The organism is Variovorax sp. PBL-E5 (assembly GCF_901827185.1).
Lineage (GTDB): Bacteria > Pseudomonadota > Gammaproteobacteria > Burkholderiales > Burkholderiaceae_C > Variovorax.
In genome coordinates this window covers 11305-28380 of record NZ_LR594674.1, presented here as the reverse complement: position 1 = coordinate 28380, position 17076 = coordinate 11305, and the positions used below count along the sequence as shown (strand labels likewise).

6 protein-coding genes and 6 pseudogenes are annotated in these 17076 nt (G+C 60.8%); 3 read left to right on the top strand and 9 right to left on the bottom strand.

What is annotated here, in order from left to right; genetic code table 11:
* Window positions 1–560: 560 nt before the first annotated feature.
* From WDLP6_RS34705 to qacG2, 8 genes and pseudogenes are all read right to left on the bottom strand, one after another.
* Window positions 561–1475, bottom strand: a pseudogene (locus tag WDLP6_RS34705) (Tn3 family transposase); the annotation flags it as partial.
* Between the two features lie 93 nt (window positions 1476–1568).
* On the bottom strand, window positions 1569–2333 hold the full coding sequence (gene istB, locus WDLP6_RS34700; RefSeq protein ID WP_162572170.1) for an IS21-like element helper ATPase IstB: 765 nt from the start codon (window positions 2331–2333) through the stop codon (window positions 1569–1571).
* A 38-nt stretch (window positions 2334–2371) separates the two neighbouring features.
* Window positions 2372–3898 (bottom strand): IS21 family transposase, encoded by a 1527-nt coding sequence (gene istA, locus WDLP6_RS34695; protein WP_162572162.1) that lies wholly within the window; start codon window positions 3896–3898, stop codon window positions 2372–2374.
* A 239-nt stretch (window positions 3899–4137) separates the two neighbouring features.
* Window positions 4138–6144: pseudogene (locus tag WDLP6_RS34690) on the bottom strand (Tn3-like element IS1071 family transposase); the annotation flags it as partial.
* Window positions 6145–6258: 114 nt separating this feature from the next.
* Complete coding sequence (locus WDLP6_RS34685) at window positions 6259–6423, bottom strand: DUF3150 domain-containing protein (RefSeq protein WP_162572161.1); 165 nt, start codon at window positions 6421–6423, stop codon at window positions 6259–6261.
* Window positions 6424–6747: 324 nt separating this feature from the next.
* Window positions 6748–9717, bottom strand: a pseudogene (locus WDLP6_RS34680) (Tn3 family transposase).
* A gap of 2 nt (window positions 9718–9719) precedes the next feature.
* On the bottom strand, window positions 9720–10280 hold the full coding sequence (locus tag WDLP6_RS34675) for a recombinase family protein (protein ID WP_108499742.1): 561 nt from the start codon (window positions 10278–10280) through the stop codon (window positions 9720–9722).
* Between the two features lie 309 nt (window positions 10281–10589).
* Complete coding sequence (gene qacG2, locus WDLP6_RS34670; RefSeq protein ID WP_162572169.1) at window positions 10590–10922, bottom strand: quaternary ammonium compound efflux SMR transporter QacG2; 333 nt, start codon at window positions 10920–10922, stop codon at window positions 10590–10592.
* Window positions 10923–11139: 217 nt separating this feature from the next.
* Between qacG2 and WDLP6_RS34665 the strand changes: the two are divergent.
* Window positions 11140–11424, top strand: a pseudogene (locus WDLP6_RS34665) (phage integrase N-terminal SAM-like domain-containing protein); the annotation flags it as partial.
* A gap of 193 nt (window positions 11425–11617) precedes the next feature.
* Here the strand turns inward: WDLP6_RS34665 and istB (WDLP6_RS34660) are convergent.
* Window positions 11618–12130: pseudogene (gene istB, locus WDLP6_RS34660) on the bottom strand (IS21-like element helper ATPase IstB); the annotation flags it as partial.
* A 151-nt stretch (window positions 12131–12281) separates the two neighbouring features.
* On the opposite strand from istB (WDLP6_RS34660), the gene WDLP6_RS34655 reads away from it, so the two are divergent.
* Window positions 12282–15197, top strand: a complete 2916-nt coding sequence (locus WDLP6_RS34655; RefSeq protein ID WP_162590687.1) for a Tn3-like element IS1071 family transposase — start codon at window positions 12282–12284, stop codon at window positions 15195–15197.
* Between the two features lie 123 nt (window positions 15198–15320).
* Window positions 15321–16442 (top strand): annotated as a pseudogene (locus tag WDLP6_RS34650) (IS91 family transposase); the annotation flags it as partial.
* Between the last annotated feature and the right edge of the window lie 634 nt (window positions 16443–17076).

Sequence of the window (17076 nt, the reverse complement as noted above, 5' to 3'; positions counted from 1 at the left end):
CTGCCCCTCAAGTGTCTAGGGTGCGCCCCTCAAATGTCTGTAGTTGGCCCCACAAGTGTCAACGAAGCCGCCCCCCAAGTGTCTAGGGTTGCGCCCCTCAAGTGTCTATAGAAATCGGGCTTTTCCACAGGCTTATGCACAGTTCCTGTGCATAACTTGACCGCGGCGAGCGCTTGCAGGCACTTGGCCACGCCTGGCTAGGCTGAAAACCGACGTTTGCCCCTCAAGTGTCTGCAGTGCGCCGGGGTACTCTGCCCCCCAAGTGTCAATGAACGCCCCCCAAGTGTCACGGTGAGCCGATTTGTCCACAAGCCGCCCACAGGGCGCGGGTGGATCTTCGGCAGACCTGGTGTGATTTCCATCGCTGAATCAGACTGAACATCGCTCGGCGCGACTGCACACCATTCGCTACAACTAGGGGTCTCCTCGTTTTCAGTGCAATAAGTGACGGTACGAAAAGCTAGCACTGGCGCGGAGGTGGTGTTGGTAGATCGTTGATTTCATTGACTTTCCTGTTCACTTTCAAATCTGCGATTCGTGGCGTCAAACCGTGGTCGGTTTCATCCATTGGTGCCAGTTATCGATGCATTTGGCCGCGAAGGCAGGATTTGGTCAGCATAGCGGTCAACCGGGAAGCGAAACACACCCCGCAAGTTGATGCTCTCCAGCCTGGTGGGCGCAATCTTCCCGATCAGTTCCGGTGGAATGACCTGGCGGCGGTTCGACCAGCGATCCAGGACCGCCTGCATCTGTGAGGTATTCCACGCCATCACGATGTTGGCCATCAGGCTCAACGCATCGGCCACAGCCTGCATTTCATCGACACGTTTGGCCTGCGCCGGGCTGATCCGGCCGGTATAAATGGCGCGCTTGAGGGCGTTAACAGCCTCGCCCCGATTGAGCACCCGGCGCAACTCGTTCCTGAAAGCGTCCTTGACAAAGTAGTCAGCCAAAAACGCCGTACGCAGCAACCGCCCCAATTGCACGCCAGCCTCATAGATTGGATCGCCCTGGGCGGCAGAACCGAACCGCGCAAGAGCTGCCACCGCACTGGCATGTCCGCTCATGACCGAGGCTGCCAGGTGCACCAGACTATCCCAATGCTTTTCGATCAAAGCGACGTCGACATTGGCTTCGCACACCGCAGCGATTTCTGCGGGCACTTTGGTGCCGCGTGGCACAAAGAGGTGGCGCTGTTTGAGTTCCTTCAACCGCGGGCAAAGATCAAAACCAAGCAAACGGGCATGTGACATGGCAAAGTCGGTGTAGCCATGGGTATCCACAGCAAGCTGGCTGGTCTCCAGCTTTTCTTGGCGGATGACACCTTCAATGGCCACGCCCGCCTGGCGCTCATTGAGCACAAAGGGCTGCGCATGGAAGATGCCCCACCGGTCTTTTACATGGGAGTAGATTCCAATGGAAGGTGTGTTGCGCCGAGGATCAAGCCGGGCTTGCCACACCCGTTTGGTGGTCTCTGCGTATTCCGGCGAACGTGACCGCTGATTCCGCTCTATCGTGACCGGTCGTCCTTCGTGCTGAGTTGCGCGTTCAGATTTTAGAAGCGTCGGTCACGATGGTTGTGTGTTCTTCTCCTTTGTGTCGGGTTTTGGTTTCTGTCGAAGAGATTCACCCGTCAAGGTGAGCCGATGGTTTTTCTGCATCAGACGATCCAGGATCGCGTCGGCGATGGTGGCGTCGCCGACCCACGCATGCCAATGCTCGATCGGCAACTGGCTGGTGATGATCGTGGCCTTGCTGGCCGCCCGGTCGTCAATGATCTCCAGCAGGTCGGACCTGGCCTGAACATCCAGCGCCGACATGCCCCAGTCGTCCAGCAACAGCACATCCGTCTTTGCCAGTTGGATCAGCCATTTGCCGAAGGTCCCGTTGCCGTGCCGGATGCGCAGCTCCTCACCGAGCCTGGGCATGCGCTGGTAATACGCAGAACGCCCGCGCCGGCAGGCGTACTGCGCCAGCGCACAAGCCAGCCACGACTTGCCCGCACCGGTCGGGCCTGTGATCAGAACGCTGTGGCCCGAATCGATCCAGTCGCCCAGGGCCAGACTCATCACCGCCTTGCGATCGACGCCGCGACCGGCGCGCGCATCCATGTCCTCGATGGCCGCCTGCGGGTACTTCAGTCGAGCCTCCTTCAAGAGCCGCTCGCGTCGCTTGTCGCCGCGCCAGTGGACCTCGCGCTCGACCAGCAAGGCCGTGCGCTCCTCGAAGCTCATGGCCGTCATGCCGGCGCTGGTGAGCTGGTCTTGCAGACCTGCTGCCATGCCCATCAACTTCATGCTGCGCAGTTGATCCAGGGTCGTATTCATCATCATTGGGTATTCCTTGTTGTTCGGGGCGCTGTGCCTGAAGGTCACTGGTAATAGGCAGGACCACGCACGTGCTCATGCGCCGGACTGGTCCAGTTCGGCGCCGTGCTCGCGGTCGCCTTGTCGCGCTCATTGACCAGGATGGCCTTCACATGCACGTACTTCGCCGTGCCCAGTTCCAGGGCAATCAGGCTGGCCGCCTCCAGCCGTTCCTTGCCATAGCGGCGCGCCAGCGACAGCAGCCCGAGGCAAGCCCGGTAGCCGTGTTCAGGGTGGCGCCGCTCCTCGATCAGACGCACCACCAGGCGGCCCGTGGCCACGCCGATGCTCTGACCCCAGTGCACCAGCCGCTCGGGTGTCCATTCCAGATGCGCGCGGTGTGCCGCCGGCAGGTGAGCGACGACGGTCGTGAAGCCGCCCTTGTGCGCGCTGCGCTGATGCGAGGCCACACGCTGTCCGCGGTGCAGCAGTTCGACCGCGCGGGTGGTGATGCGGGCCTCCAGCAGCAGGCCCACGAGGTTCTGCGGGACGCTGTAGCGATGACCCTCGATCTCGACGTGATGGTCGATGTGCACCCGCACGCTCTTGAAGACGGCCCATTCCCAGGGCTGCAACGGCAGCGCCTGCAAGGCAGGTGCATCCAGCTCGGCGAAGGCGCTCGCGCGGCTGCCGGGCAGCTTCTGGAAGGCCTTGGCGTTGAGCTGCTGCAGCAAGGGCTCGATCGCCTCGTTCACGTCGTCGACGGTAGCGAAGCGGTGGTGACGCAGGCGCATCAGGATCCAGCGCTCGACCACCTGCACGGCCGATTCCACCTTCGCCTTGTCCTGCGGATGGCGCGGGCGCGCCGGCAGCACCGAGGTGCCGTAGTGACGCGCGAAGTCCTCCACCGTGTCGTTGACCCGCGGCTCGTAGCGGTTCGGGTTCGCGATCATGGCGCGCGGGTTGTCCGGGACGATCAACTGGGGTACGCCGCCGATGAAGCTCAGGGCGCGCGCGCAGCCTTCGAGCCAGTCGGCCATGGTCTCGCGCGGCGTTGCGCAGGCGAAGGTGTAGCTGGACGCGCCCAGTGCGGCCACGAAGATGTGTGCCCGGCTGCCATCGGCAAGCTCGATTGTGGGGCCGGCGTAGTCGACGAAGAGCTTCTCGCCGGCGCGGTGGACTTGGCGCATGGAGCGCTTCAGGCGCAGTGCATAGCGCCGATACCGCTCGCAGAACTGGCTGTAGCGGTAGGTCGGCTGCCCGGGGTGGGCGGCGACGTACTCCTCCCACAACAGCATGAGGGTCATGCCTTTGCGCCGCAGCTCCTGGTGGACGCGACCGTAGTCGGGCAGCACGTAATGGGTCGGCCGGTCCATCCGGCCTTGCACGACCCGGCGCTCCAGGGCCGTGTCGCTCAGCGTCTGGATGGCCGCCCAATCCAGCCCGGCGACAGCGGCCAGGCTGACGTACTTGGCCACGACGCCCTTGGAGATGCCCAGAGAGGCAGCGATTCGCTCATGGGAGAGGCGGGCTTCGAGTTTGAGACGTAAGACGTCTCTGATCTTGCGCATGTTGATCCTTGGTGCGGGCACGCTTGTCTCCGGCAAAAAGCCGGCGAGGCTACCCGCATGGGGTGGATGAAATGCGCAACACCAACACGCTGACATACGGCAGCGTTCCGCTGCCGTGACCATCGATTCCGCCATCGTGACCGGGGATTCCGGGCTACCCGGAAATCGGTCACGTTGAGCCCAGAATCGTCGGTCACGTTCGAGCGGAATACTCGGTCACGATGGCCCGGAATGAGCGGTCACGATGCTCCGGAATACCCAGTCTCCATGCTCATCATGTCAGAAGATGCCAAATCGGACCGCCCCCAGGTGGCGGCAATCGGGTGTCGCTGCATGAATTCCAGCACAGCCTGGCAGGCCTGGCTCAGACGCCGTTCGTCCCGCGCCCAGCGCATGGCCTGGCGAATGCTGGTGGCAGACAATTGCGGAATCATGCGCGCGCATTCGACCGCAGTCAGACTGGTGCCGTGGGCCATGATGCCGGCATAGACCATCAGCAGCTCGTCGGTAGAGCGCGGCTCACGTCCGAGCATGATCCAGCTAAAGCGCACCTGGGCGTCAACGGCCAGAATCACTTCCGGCAATTGAACCTCACCGATGCGGTGATCCAAAGCCGCGCGCAGCTTGGTCACTTCTGGGTCTTCGTCCTCTGCGGGCAATGGCGACAAATGGAGTTCATCATCCACGCGCAGTACGCCACTGCGGGCTGCAGCGGCCACCGCATCGACACCGGCAGTTACTCTGGCCAGCAAAGGCTTCAAGAAAGTGGCAGCCTTGCTGGGTAACGATAGACGGGCATAGTGTTTCTTGGACTCTGCCTGCCAACGCTCGTCCGTGAAGAACAAGCGCGCACGACCCCGAAAGCTCAGGCTGTGCTCAATCCAGACCGAGCCATTGCGCACCGCGCGGCGCAGGGCAAACAGGGTGGCCACCTCCAACGCCTGAAACGCCCGTTCCCGGTCTGGGCTGGAGATCGAAACCTGCCAGATCATTCCCAGACTTGGTGCCACCACTTCAACTGGCAGCTTTCTGGATCCTTTGAGATATAAAGCTTGCAGCTTGGCAAGGTACTCGATGGCAGGATGCTCGCCGGTGGCCTGCCAGGGCAGCTTTGCAATGGCGACGAGCAACGACCGCACGGGGCGAATTCCATCAATCAATCCCTCGCGGACCAGGGAGGCCCTGCTCGGTGGTTTGCGTTTCTGGGTTTCGGTGATCAAGGCTTCAAGACGGGCACGCAACTCAGCATCTGGCACCGCACCTTGCGCGCTCAAGGCAACAAGTTCGCCGAGCAGCGTTTTGTACATTGCGGCCCAATTGACGGTAGCGGGGACATCGGCGGCAGCCTGACGCCACAGATCGGCGATCCGGCGCTGCACCATAAGGATCAACTGGTCTGTGGTGGTGAACAGGCAATACCGAAGAAAGCATGCGACCTCCACGGTGCGCGCTGGCTCTTTGATCTTGGCTCCGGCTGAGGGCGGCCTGGAGACAAGTCGGCGCGCGTAGCGGCGCAAGATGAGATCGGGGATGTCTGCCAGGTGCTTATGAACGTCCAGCGTGTAAAGCAGGTCGATGCGCTCCAGTACCTCGCTGATTTGGCGGGTTGAGTGTTTCGCCGGTGCAGCCCATAGCCAACTCTGCTGGGTTTGTCCATCTGGGCGCAGCTCTGAAACTGAGGCTCGCCAGCGATCAAGTGTTGCTGGATCAACGCTGGCGGCGATGGCGGTGCCTGTTTCAACTTCAAGCTGGGCAAGTGCCGCCGCAATCAGTGTCCGAATTGCCCGCTCGTGCACGATCACCAGCTTGTTCTTGTACAGCCATTGACGCGCCCGCACGAGTAGCTGATCGCGGTCGGCGCAGCGCGCCACTTCGTCGCGCAGTTCACGTACCAGTGAGCGGCGCTGGTGCTCGCTCATCCACTGGAATCCAAGGACCGTGCAGGCTACTTGTTGGTGATCGAATAGCGTGCGCCCGCGTTCATACATGGCTCTCAGCGAGGCGACTTCTGGTGCTGCAATGCCAAGCTCGTTGCCAAGGTGGCGCCACAAGGCTACTGGAATTACCCGAAAGGCACCGAGCAAACGCCCACTCATGCGCAGGAAACCAATATGGAGCGCCAGACCAAGCTTGTGGGAATCACCTCGGCGTGCATTGATTGCGTCGCGCTCGGCACCATCGAAGGTGAAAAATGCCTTCATCTCGAAGTCGCTGATATCGCGGGGGAGCCCACGCATCCCCAAAAACGTTGTGTGCCAACCCTGCATCGTGAACCTCAAAAGTGGGAGGCCACCATACCCGTTTACAAAGCGAACAGGAAAGTCAATGAAATCAACGGTCTACCCAGACCACCCCCGCGCCAGTGCTAGCTTTGCGTACCGTCACTTATTGCACTGAAAACGAGGAGACCCCAGCTCCGGGTTCTTGGCCAGCAAGTTTTCCTTGCGGAGACGCTTGCGGCCAGACCAGAGGTGGATGTCCAGAGAGACACAGACGATGCCGTTGGCTTGCGTCTGTTTGATGTTGAGAACGGCGGGTGCGTTCATGTGGGTACTCCAAAAGAGGAGCGGGAACCCACTACCCCTTGCGGGAATGTGAATTCCCGCTGGGGTTGACAGTTAAATGCAAGCGCTAAGACCTGCGGACGGAAGAACCGAACGAGCCGATCTTAGGGGAAGGACTCGGGCCCCGCAATCGAACCGGACCAGGCCTGTGGCAACATAAAGCCACGTCGCCCTACCCCGCCCAAGCACACCACCTGGTTACTCCACCATGCCCGCAACGCACGCACTGAGCCTCACCCTTCACATCGACCGCCTGGCCAAGGGGCACTATCAGGGGTCATCTCAGAAAACGGAAAATAAAGCACGCTAAGCCGGTTGCAACGGTCGTAGCGGCCTGAACTTGCCCGCGCCGATCTTTGCGCTGCTGCGCCAGAGGTAATCGCCGGTCAGGTTGATGTGCTCCCAGCCGAGCGGCGACAGGTATTGCAATAGCGTGTCATCGACAGCATGCCCGTTGCCACGCAACGCATGTGCTGCGCGCTCCAAATAGACCGTGTTCCACAACACGACGGCCGCCGTGACCAGGTTGAGGCCGCTGGCCCGGTAGCGCTGCTGCTCGAAGCTGCGGTCGCGGATTTCGCCCAGCCGATTGAAGAATACGGCGCGGGCCAGCGCGTTGCGCGCTTCGCCCTTGTTGAGTCCGGCGTGGACGCGGCGGCGCAGCTCCACGCTTTGCAACCAGTCCAGGATGAACAGCGTGCGTTCGATGCGCCCCAGCTCGCGCAGGGCGACGGCTAAGCCGTTCTGGCGCGGATAGCTGCCGAGTTTCCGAAGCATCAGCGAGGCTGTCACCGTGCCCTGCTTGATCGAGGTGGCCAGCCGCAGAATTTCATCCCAGTGGGCACGAATAGCCTTGATGTTCAGCCTGTCGCTGCTAATCATCGGTTTGAGCGCGTCATAGGCGGTATCCCCCTTGGGGATGAACAGCTTGGTGTCGCCCAGGTCACGGATGCGCGGCGCAAAGCGGAAGCCCAGGAGATGCATCAGGGCAAAGACGTGATCGGTGAAGCCTGCCGTGTCGGTGTAGTGTTCCTCGATGCGCAGGTCGGACTCGTGGTACAGCAGGCCGTCAAGTACATAGGTCGAGTCGCGCACGCCGACATTGACCACCTTGGTGTGGAACGGCGCGTACTGGTCGGATATATGGGTGTAGAAGGTTCGCCCAGGGCTGCTGCCATATTTCGGGTTGATGTGACCGGTACTCTCGGCCTTGCTCCCGGTTCGGAAGTTCTGGCCGTCCGACGATGACGTGGTGCCGTCGCCCCAGTGTTCGGCGAAGGGATGCCGGAATTGGGCGTTCACCAACTCGGCCAGCGCTGTCGAATAGGTTTCGTCGCGGGTATGCCAGGCTTGTAGCCAGGCGAGCTTGGCGTAGGTCGTGCCGGGGCAGGACTCGGCCATCTTGGTCAGGCCCAGGTTGATCGCGTCGGCCAGGATGGTGGTCAACAGCAGATTTTTGTCCTTGGCCAGATCGCCCGATTTCAGGTGCGTGAAGTGGCGGGTGAAGCCCGTCCACTCATCGACTTCGAGCAGCAGTTCGGTGATCTTGACGTGTGGCAGGATCATGGCTGTCTGGTCGATCAGCGCCTGCGCGGTGTCGGGTACCGCCGCATCCAGCGGCGTGATCTTCAGGCCCGACTCGGTGATGATCGCATTCGGCAGGTCGTTGGCCGCTGCCATGCGGTTGACCGTGGCAAGCTGCGCTTCAAGCAGCGTCAGGCGGTCGTGCAGGTACTGGTCGCAGTCGGTGGCCACGGCCAGCGGCAATGCGCTGGACTGCTTGAGGCTGGCGAACTTCGCGGGCGGCACCAGGTAGTCCTCGAAGTCCTTGAACTGGCGCGATCCCTGCACCCAGATGTCGCCCGAGCGCAGCGAGTTCTTCAGCTCGGACAGCGCGCACAGCTCGTAGTAGCGCCGGTCGATACCCGCGTCAGTCATCACCAGCTTCTGCCAGCGCGGCTTGATGAAGTCGGTCGGGGCATCGGCAGGCACTTTGCGGGCGTTGTCGGTGTTCATGCCGCGCAGCACCTCGATGGCGTCCAGCACGTCCTTGGCGGCGGGCGCGGCTCGCAGCTTGAGCACGTCGAGGAATTCCGGCGCGTAGCGGCGCAAGGTGGCGTAGCTCTCGCCGATACGGTGCAGGAAATCGAAGTCATCGGGCTGCGCGAGCTTTTGCGCCTCAGTGACGCTCTCGGCGAAGGCATCCCAGGACATGACGGCCTCGATGGCAGCGAACGGGTCGCGGCCCGACTGCTTGGCGTCGATCAGCGCCTGCCCAATGCGCCCGTACAGGCGCACCTTGGCGTTGATAGCCTTGCCGGATGCCTGGAACTGCTGCTGATGTTTGTTTTTGGCGGCGTTGAACAGCTTGCCCAGGATGCGGTCGTGCAGGTCGATGATTTCGTCGGTGACCGTAGCCATGCCCTCGATGGCCAGCGCCACGAGAGTGGCGTAGCGCCGTTGCGGCTCGAACTTGGACAGGTCGGCAGGCGTCATCTGGCCGCCCTCACGGGCGATCTTGAGCAAGCGATTCTGGTGAACCAACCGCTCGCTGCCGGGCGGCAGATCGAGCGCCTACCAGGCTTTGAGGCGCTCAATGTGTTCGAGCATGTGGCGCGAGTTCGGTTTGGCGGGCGACTGGCGCAGCCAGGCCAGCCAGGTCGTCTTGCCGTTGTCGCGGCGTTTCAGCAAATCGTCGAGGCGATGCCTGTGCCCGTTCGACAATGGTTCGGACAGCGCTTCGTAGATACGCCGGTTGGCGCGGGTAATGGCCTCGGCACTGGCGCGCTCAATGGCGTTGAGTGCGGGCAGGATGATCGACTGCCGCCGCAGATGCTCAATCAGTGCACTGGCCAGCACGATGCCTTTGTCGGTTTGCATGGCCAGCTCGGTCAGCGTGTGCACGGCCTGCCGGTAGTGGCTCATCGTGAACGGCTGGAAGCCGAACACCGTTTGCAGTTCGACCAGGTGCTCGCGCCGGGTCTGCTCCCGCTGCCCGTAGTCGTCCCAGCTTTCGACGCCGACCTTGAGCTGGTCGGCGACCAGTTTCAGTAGGGGCAAAGACGGCGCCTGATCGACACCAAGGAAGATTCCGGGAAAGCGCAGGTAGCAGAGCTGGACGGCAAAGCCCAAGCGATTCGCAGGCCCGCGCCGCTGCCGGATAATGGAGAGATCGGTATCGCTGAACGTGTAATGTCGAATTAGGTCGTCCTTGGTGTCCGGCAACGCCAGCAGGCTTTCCCGCTCGGCGGCGGACAGTATGGAACGACGAGGCATATTTATTGATCCAATCTCAAGTATTGATACAGGGTCTCCCGGCTGACACCAAATTCACGTGCCAGCTTCGCTTTTTGTTCGCCGGCGGCGGCCCGCTGCCGCAGCTCGGCTACCTGTTCTGGCGACAGCGCTTTCTTGCGGCCCCGGTAGGCTCCGCGCTGTCTGGCGAGCGCGATGCCTTCCCTCTGCCGCTCGCGGATCAAGGCCCGCTCGAATTCGGCGAACGCCCCCATGACCGACAGCATCAGGTTCGCCATCGGTGAATCCTCGCCGGTGAAGGTCAGGCTTTCCTTGACGAACTCGATGCGCACGCCGCGCTTGGTCAGCTTTTGTACGAGGCGGCGCAAGTCATCGAGGTTGCGCGCCAAGCGATCCATGCTGTGAACCACCACGGTGTCGCCTTCGCGCACGAAGGCCAGCAGCGAATCAAGCTCGGGCCGCTGGGTGTCCTTGCCCGACGCCTTGTCGGTGAACACCCTGCCGACTTCGACATGCTCCAGTTGCCGCTCCGGGTTCTGGTCGAAGCTGCTGACCCGGACGTAGCCGATGCGTTGACCCTGCAAGATACCTCCAAATACGAAAGTGTCAGGAAGAAATCTATGACCTTTCGCCGCAGGTGTCAAGAAACACAAAAGTTAACTCTATTCTGACGTTGCTGGGTGGCTTCTCCTGACATCAGGATAGGGTATAGATCAGGTTGACGCCCCAACTCTGGGTTTCGGCTCCCGGCCAGGAGCGGCCGACCGTCAAACGGGTAAGCAGTCGCTCAACGTTTGACGTGAGGGGCCGCCGTAGCGGCGAAGCCGCGAAGGGAACCCGCAAGCGCAGCTTGTGGGCGGTCCCTCTCGACGGAATGGTTAGATGCGACCGTTTTAGTGAACACTTGCCTTAGATAGCAAGTTGAGCACAGCAACGCCGCTGATAATGAAGCCGACACCAACAAATCCCCACATATCTAGTTTTTGACCATGCAAAACCCATGCAATCGCAGTGACCAAGACGATCCCGAGGCCCGACCAAACTGCGTAGGCGATTCCAACAGGAATCGATTTGAGTGTCAGCGACAGGAAATAAAAAGCAGCAGCGTATCCCGCTACGACGATAAAAGACGGTACTAACCTAGTAAAGCCCTCACTAGACTTGAGCGCAGAGGTTGCAATGACCTCAGAAATAATGGCCGTAGCCAGAAATAACCAATTTTTCAAAATATTTCTCCATGGAGTTCCGCGAAGAAATTTTAGGTTCGATTTAAGAAAACAAACAGTCTTGTTGCTGGCCGAAATTTGTGCGCACAGCAAAGCATCTAACTTATGGTTTATCTGACCAAACACCGGATACCCACAACCGTGGTCGTTAAACAATGTCGCACGGCACCCAAAAAAAGTGTTTGAAATCAATTCTGTAAAGCATCATACTGGATGCATGAACAGGTATAACAGAAATGACAAACCTGACTGGGTCCCTCCCCGATCCATCAAGCTGCTCGATCAGGTGCGCGAACGGGTTCGCTACCTGCATTACAGCCTACAGACCGAGAAGGCTTATGTCTACTGGGCCAAGGCATTTGTGTTGTGGACGGCCCGCAGCCATGGTGGGTTTCGACATCCGCGCGAAATGGGGCAAGCTGAAGTCGAGGGTTTTCTGACCATGCTCGCCACCGAGAAGCAAGTGGCGCCGGCCACCCACCGGCAGGCGCTCAACGTGTTGGCGCCGATTCAAAATTGAGCCACCGTGCCGATTGAATTTTGAGCCAGGGCTAATGGCCAACCTGTGAAGGTCGGCTGTGGATAAGTGTAGTGCCTTGGGTCGGTTTTGGTCTCCTTGGTGATCGAGCTCGGTGGTCGTCCGTTGAGGGTAAGCCGCGCAGGGCGAAGCCCGTAGCGGCTTGCCCTTGAACCGCTCAGAACGGCTCAGCCTTCTTGGCCTGTTCGCGTGCCTTGATGCGTTTCTTGGCCACGGCTGTGCTGTGCATGAACCTGTGGGACTCGTTGCCCGTCTCGACGATGTGGCAGTGGTGCGTGAGTCGATCCAGCAGTGCCGTGGTCATCTTGGCATCGCCGAACACGCTGGACCATTCCTTGAAGTCCAGGTTGGTGGTGATCATCACGCTGGTCTGCTCGTAGAGCTTGCTCAGCAGGTGGAACAGCAAGGCGCCGCCTGCCTGGCTGAAGGGCAGGTAGCCCAGCTCATCAAGGATGACCAGGTCCATGCGCTGCAAGCTCGCTGCGATGCGGCCTGCCTTGCCTTGGGCCTTCTCCTGCTCCAGTGCGTTGACCAGGTCCACCGTGGAGTAAAACCGCACGCGTGAGCCATGGCGCGTGATGCCCGCCACGCCGATGGCCGTGGCCAGATGCGTCTTGCCCGTGCCGGGGCCACCCACCAGCACCACGTTGTGCGCCTGCTCGGTGAACGCCATGCTGGGGTCTCCTCGTTTTCAGTGCAATAAGTGACGGTACGCAAAGCTAGCACTGGCGCGGGGGTGGTCTGGGTAGACCGTTGATTTCATTGACTTTCCTGTTCGCTTTGTAAACGGGTATGGTGGCCTCCCACTTTTGAGGTTCACGATGCAGGGTTGGCACACAACGTTTTTGTGGATGCGTGGGCTCCCCCGCGATATCAGCGACTTCGAGATGAAGGCATTTTTCACCTTCGATGGTGCCGAGCGCGACGCAATCAATGCACGCCGAGGTGATTCCCACAAGCTTGGTCTGGCGCTCCATATTGGTTTCCTGCGCATGAGTGGGCGTTTGCTCGGTGCCTTTCGGGTAATTCCAGTAGCCTTGTGGCGCCACCTTGGCAACGAGCTTGGCATTGCAGCACCAGAAGTCGCCTCGCTGAGAGCCATGTATGAACGCGGGCGCACGCTATTCGATCACCAACAAGTAGCCTGCACGGTCCTTGGATTCCAGTGGATGAGCGAGCACCAGCGCCGCTCACTGGTACGTGAACTGCGCGACGAAGTGGCGCGCTGCGCCGACCGCGATCAGCTACTCGTGCGGGCGCGTCAATGGCTGTACAAGAACAAGCTGGTGATCGTGCACGAGCGGGCAATTCGGACACTGATTGCGGCGGCACTTGCCCAGCTTGAAGTTGAAACAGGCACCGCCATCGCCGCCAGCGTTGATCCAGCAACACTTGATCGCTGGCGAGCCTCAGTTTCAGAGCTGCGCCCAGATGGACAAACCCAGCAGAGTTGGCTATGGGCTGCACCGGCGAAACACTCAACCCGCCAAATCAGCGAGGTACTGGAGCGCATCGACCTGCTTTACACGCTGGACGTTCATAAGCACCTGGCAGACATCCCCGATCTCATCTTGCGCCGCTACGCGCGCCGACTTGTCTCCAGGCCGCCCTCAGCCGGAGCCAAGATCAAAGAGCCAGCGCGCACCGTGGAGGTCGCATGCTTTCTTCGGTATTGCCTGTTCACCACCACAGACCAGTTGATCCTTATGGTGCAGCGCCGGATCGCCGATCTGTGGCGTCAGGCTGCCGCCGATGTCCCCGCTACCGTCAATTGGGCCGCAATGTACAAAACGCTGCTCGGCGAACTTGTTGCCTTGAGCGCGCAAGGTGCGGTGCCAGATGCTGAGTTGCGTGCCCGTCTTGAAGCCTTGATCACCGAAACCCAGAAACGCAAACCACCGAGCAGGGCCTCCCTGGTCCGCGAGGGATTGATTGATGGAATTCGCCCCGTGCGGTCGTTGCTCGTCGCCATTGCAAAGCTGCCCTGGCAGGCCACCGGCGAGCATCCTGCCATCGAGTACCTTGCCAAGCTGCAAGCTTTATATCTCAAAGGATCCAGAAAGCTGCCAGTTGAAGTGGTGGCACCAAGTCTGGGAATGATCTGGCAGGTTTCGATCTCCAGCCCAGACCGGGAACGGGCGTTTCAGGCGTTGGAGGTGGCCACCCTGTTTGCCCTGCGCCGCGCGGTGCGCAATGGCTCGGTCTGGATTGAGCACAGCCTGAGCTTTCGGGGTCGTGCGCGCTTGTTCTTCACGGACGAGCGTTGGCAGGCAGAGTCCAAGAAACACTATGCCCGTCTATCGTTACCCAGCAAGGCTGCCACTTTCTTGAAGCCTTTGCTGGCCAGAGTAACTGCCGGTGTCGATGCGGTGGCCGCTGCAGCCCGCAGTGGCGTACTGCGCGTGGATGATGAACTCCATTTGTCGCCATTGCCCGCAGAGGACGAAGACCCAGAAGTGACCAAGCTGCGCGCGGCTTTGGATCACCGCATCGGTGAGGTTCAATTGCCGGAAGTGATTCTGGCCGTTGACGCCCAGGTGCGCTTTAGCTGGATCATGCTCGGACGTGAGCCGCGCTCTACCGACGAGCTGCTGATGGTCTATGCCGGCATCATGGCCCACGGCACCAGTCTGACTGCGGTCGAATGCGCGCGCATGATTCCGCAATTGTCTGCCACCAGCATTCGCCAGGCCATGCGCTGGGCGCGGGACGAACGGCGTCTGAGCCAGGCCTGCCAGGCTGTGCTGGAATTCATGCAGCGACACCCGATTGCCGCCACCTGGGGGCGGTCCGATTTGGCATCTTCTGACATGATGACCATGGAGACCACCAAACGGGTGTGGCAAGCCCGGCTTGATCCTCGGCGCAACACACCTTCCATTGGAATCTACTCCCATGTAAAAGACCGGTGGGGCATCTTCCATGCGCAGCCCTTTGTGCTCAATGAGCGCCAGGCGGGCGTGGCCATTGAAGGTGTCATCCGCCAAGAAAAGCTGGAGACCAGCCAGCTTGCTGTGGATACCCATGGCTACACCGACTTTGCCATGTCACATGCCCGTTTGCTTGGTTTTGATCTTTGCCCGCGGTTGAAGGAACTCAAACAGCGCCACCTCTTTGTGCCACGCGGCACCAAAGTGCCCGCAGAAATCGCTGCGGTGTGCGAAGCCAATGTCGACGTCGCTTTGATCGAAAAGCATTGGGATAGTCTGGTGCACCTGGCAGCCTCGGTCATGAGCGGACATGCCAGTGCGGTGGCAGCTCTTGCGCGGTTCGGTTCTGCCGCCCAGGGCGATCCAATCTATGAGGCTGGCGTGCAATTGGGGCGGTTGCTGCGTACGGCGTTTTTGGCTGACTACTTTGTCAAGGACGCTTTCAGGAACGAGTTGCGCCGGGTGCTCAATCGGGGCGAGGCTGTTAACGCCCTCAAGCGCGCCATTTATACCGGCCGGATCAGCCCGGCGCAGGCCAAACGTGTCGATGAAATGCAGGCTGTGGCCGATGCGTTGAGCCTGATGGCCAACATCGTGATGGCGTGGAATACCTCACAGATGCAGGCGGTCCTGGATCGCTGGTCGAACCGCCGCCAGGTCATTCCACCGGAACTGATCGGGAAGATTGCGCCCACCAGGCTGGAGAGCATCAACTTGCGGGGTGTGTTTCGCTTCCCGGTTGACCGCTATGCTGACCAAATCCTGCCTTCGCGGCCAAATGCATCGATAACTGGCACCAATGGATGAAACCGACCACGGTTTGACGCCACGAATCGCAGATTTGAAAGTGAACAGGAAAGTCAATGAAATCAACGATCTACCAACACCACCTCCGCGCCAGTGCTAGCTTTTCGTACCGTCACTTATTGCACTGAAAACGAGGAGACCCCGATTAGCGCCATCGAGCGCTGCCGCACGTCCGCGCTGGGTGGTCACGTCGAGCAGTGCGACGCCTGCGGGCACCAGCGCATCGCTTTCAACAGTTGCCGCAACAGGCACTGTCCGAAGTGCCAGTCGCTGGTGCGCGCCCAGTGGCTGCAGGACCGGCAGGCCGAACTGCTGCCGGTCGAGTACTTTCACATCGTCTTCACCGTACCGCAGGAGATTGCCGCCATCGCGTACCAGAACAAGGCCGTGGTGTACGACATCCTGTTTCACGCCACCTCTGAGACGCTGCGCACCATCGCCGCCGACCCCAAACATCTCGGAGCCGAGATCGGCTTCATCACCATCCTGCATACCTGGGGCCAGAACTTGCTGCATCACCCGCATCTGCACTGCGTCGTGCCCGGCGGTGGGGTGGCCCCGGACGGCAAGCGCTGGATCGCCTGCCGAGCGGGCTTCTTCCTGCCGGTGCGGGTGCTGTCGCGGCTGTTTCGCCGCCTGTTCCTGACACAGTTGCGCAGCGCCTTCGACAACGGGGAACTGCGCTTCTTCAACGGCCTGGCTGCGCTACAGGATTGCGATGCCTTCGCCAGCTACCTGGCGCCCGCAACCCAGGCCGAGTGGGTGGTCTACGCCAAGCCACCTTTCGGCGGGCCCGAGCAGGTCCTGAACTACCTCGGGCGCTACACCCATCGCGTGGCGATCTCCAACAACCGCCTGGTCGACTTCGCCGATGGCGAGGTGGCCTTTGCGTGGAAGGACTACCGCCACGAATCGCGCCACAAGGTCATGCGCCTGGATGCCCAGGAGTTCGTCCGCCGCTTCCTGCTGCATGTCCTGCCCCCTGGATTCCAGCGCATCCGCCACTATGGGCTCCTGGCCAACCGCTATCGCGAGACCAAGCTCGACCACTGTCGCCAGCTGCTGGCGGCACCCGCACCGGTCGTGGAGTTGCCCGATGCACCGCTGGACTATCGGGACCGCTATCAGCGCCTGACTGGCGTGTCTCTGCGCGACTGCCAGCATTGCGGTCGTGGCCAGATGGTGCGAATCGAATCCTTTCTGCCGGGAACCTTGCCGCGCGGTCCGCCGCCCATCCCCTCATGAACACAAGCCCGGCCTTCACCCCATGCGCTTCCAGATCCGTGTCGCGAAGCGATAGGTGTCCCTTTGCATGCTCACGCCCATCAATGGCGAGAGCCTCTCGCCACGCCCTCGTGGCAGCGCCAATGCACACGCCGCAGCCCCCCGTTCTTCGGTGCCAGCTCAACCCAGCGCTGCAATTTCCTCAGCCTTGCGCACCTGCGCCTCGCGCTTGGACAAGTCGGTGCTGATTCAATCCCCATAGCGCACCACCACCTGGACGGCGGTTTAGTTCAACGGGATCTTTAGCCTACCGGCTGCGGAACAGGCGTCGCGGGGTTGATCAGCGTCTGCGCGCCGCAGCCGCCAGGCTAAAGACTCTCTGCATTATGCACAGCTGTACATAAAGGCTGACTGCAGCCGGTCAGGTTTTGCAGCCCAATGACAGTCGCCGCCGAAACCTGCCATTCGTCATCCTGCGAGGCGCCCAACCGCTGTAAATTCGGCAGCGGCCACTCATCAGCGATGGGCTATTGCCTGCCATGCGTTGCCCTGCCAATGTCAGATGTTGTCATCGCCCAGACCTGACCCCGAGTGAGTACGTCAAAAAGAGGTCGGGTCAACAAGCCGGAAGCCGTCCAACTCCAGTTTGAAAGTG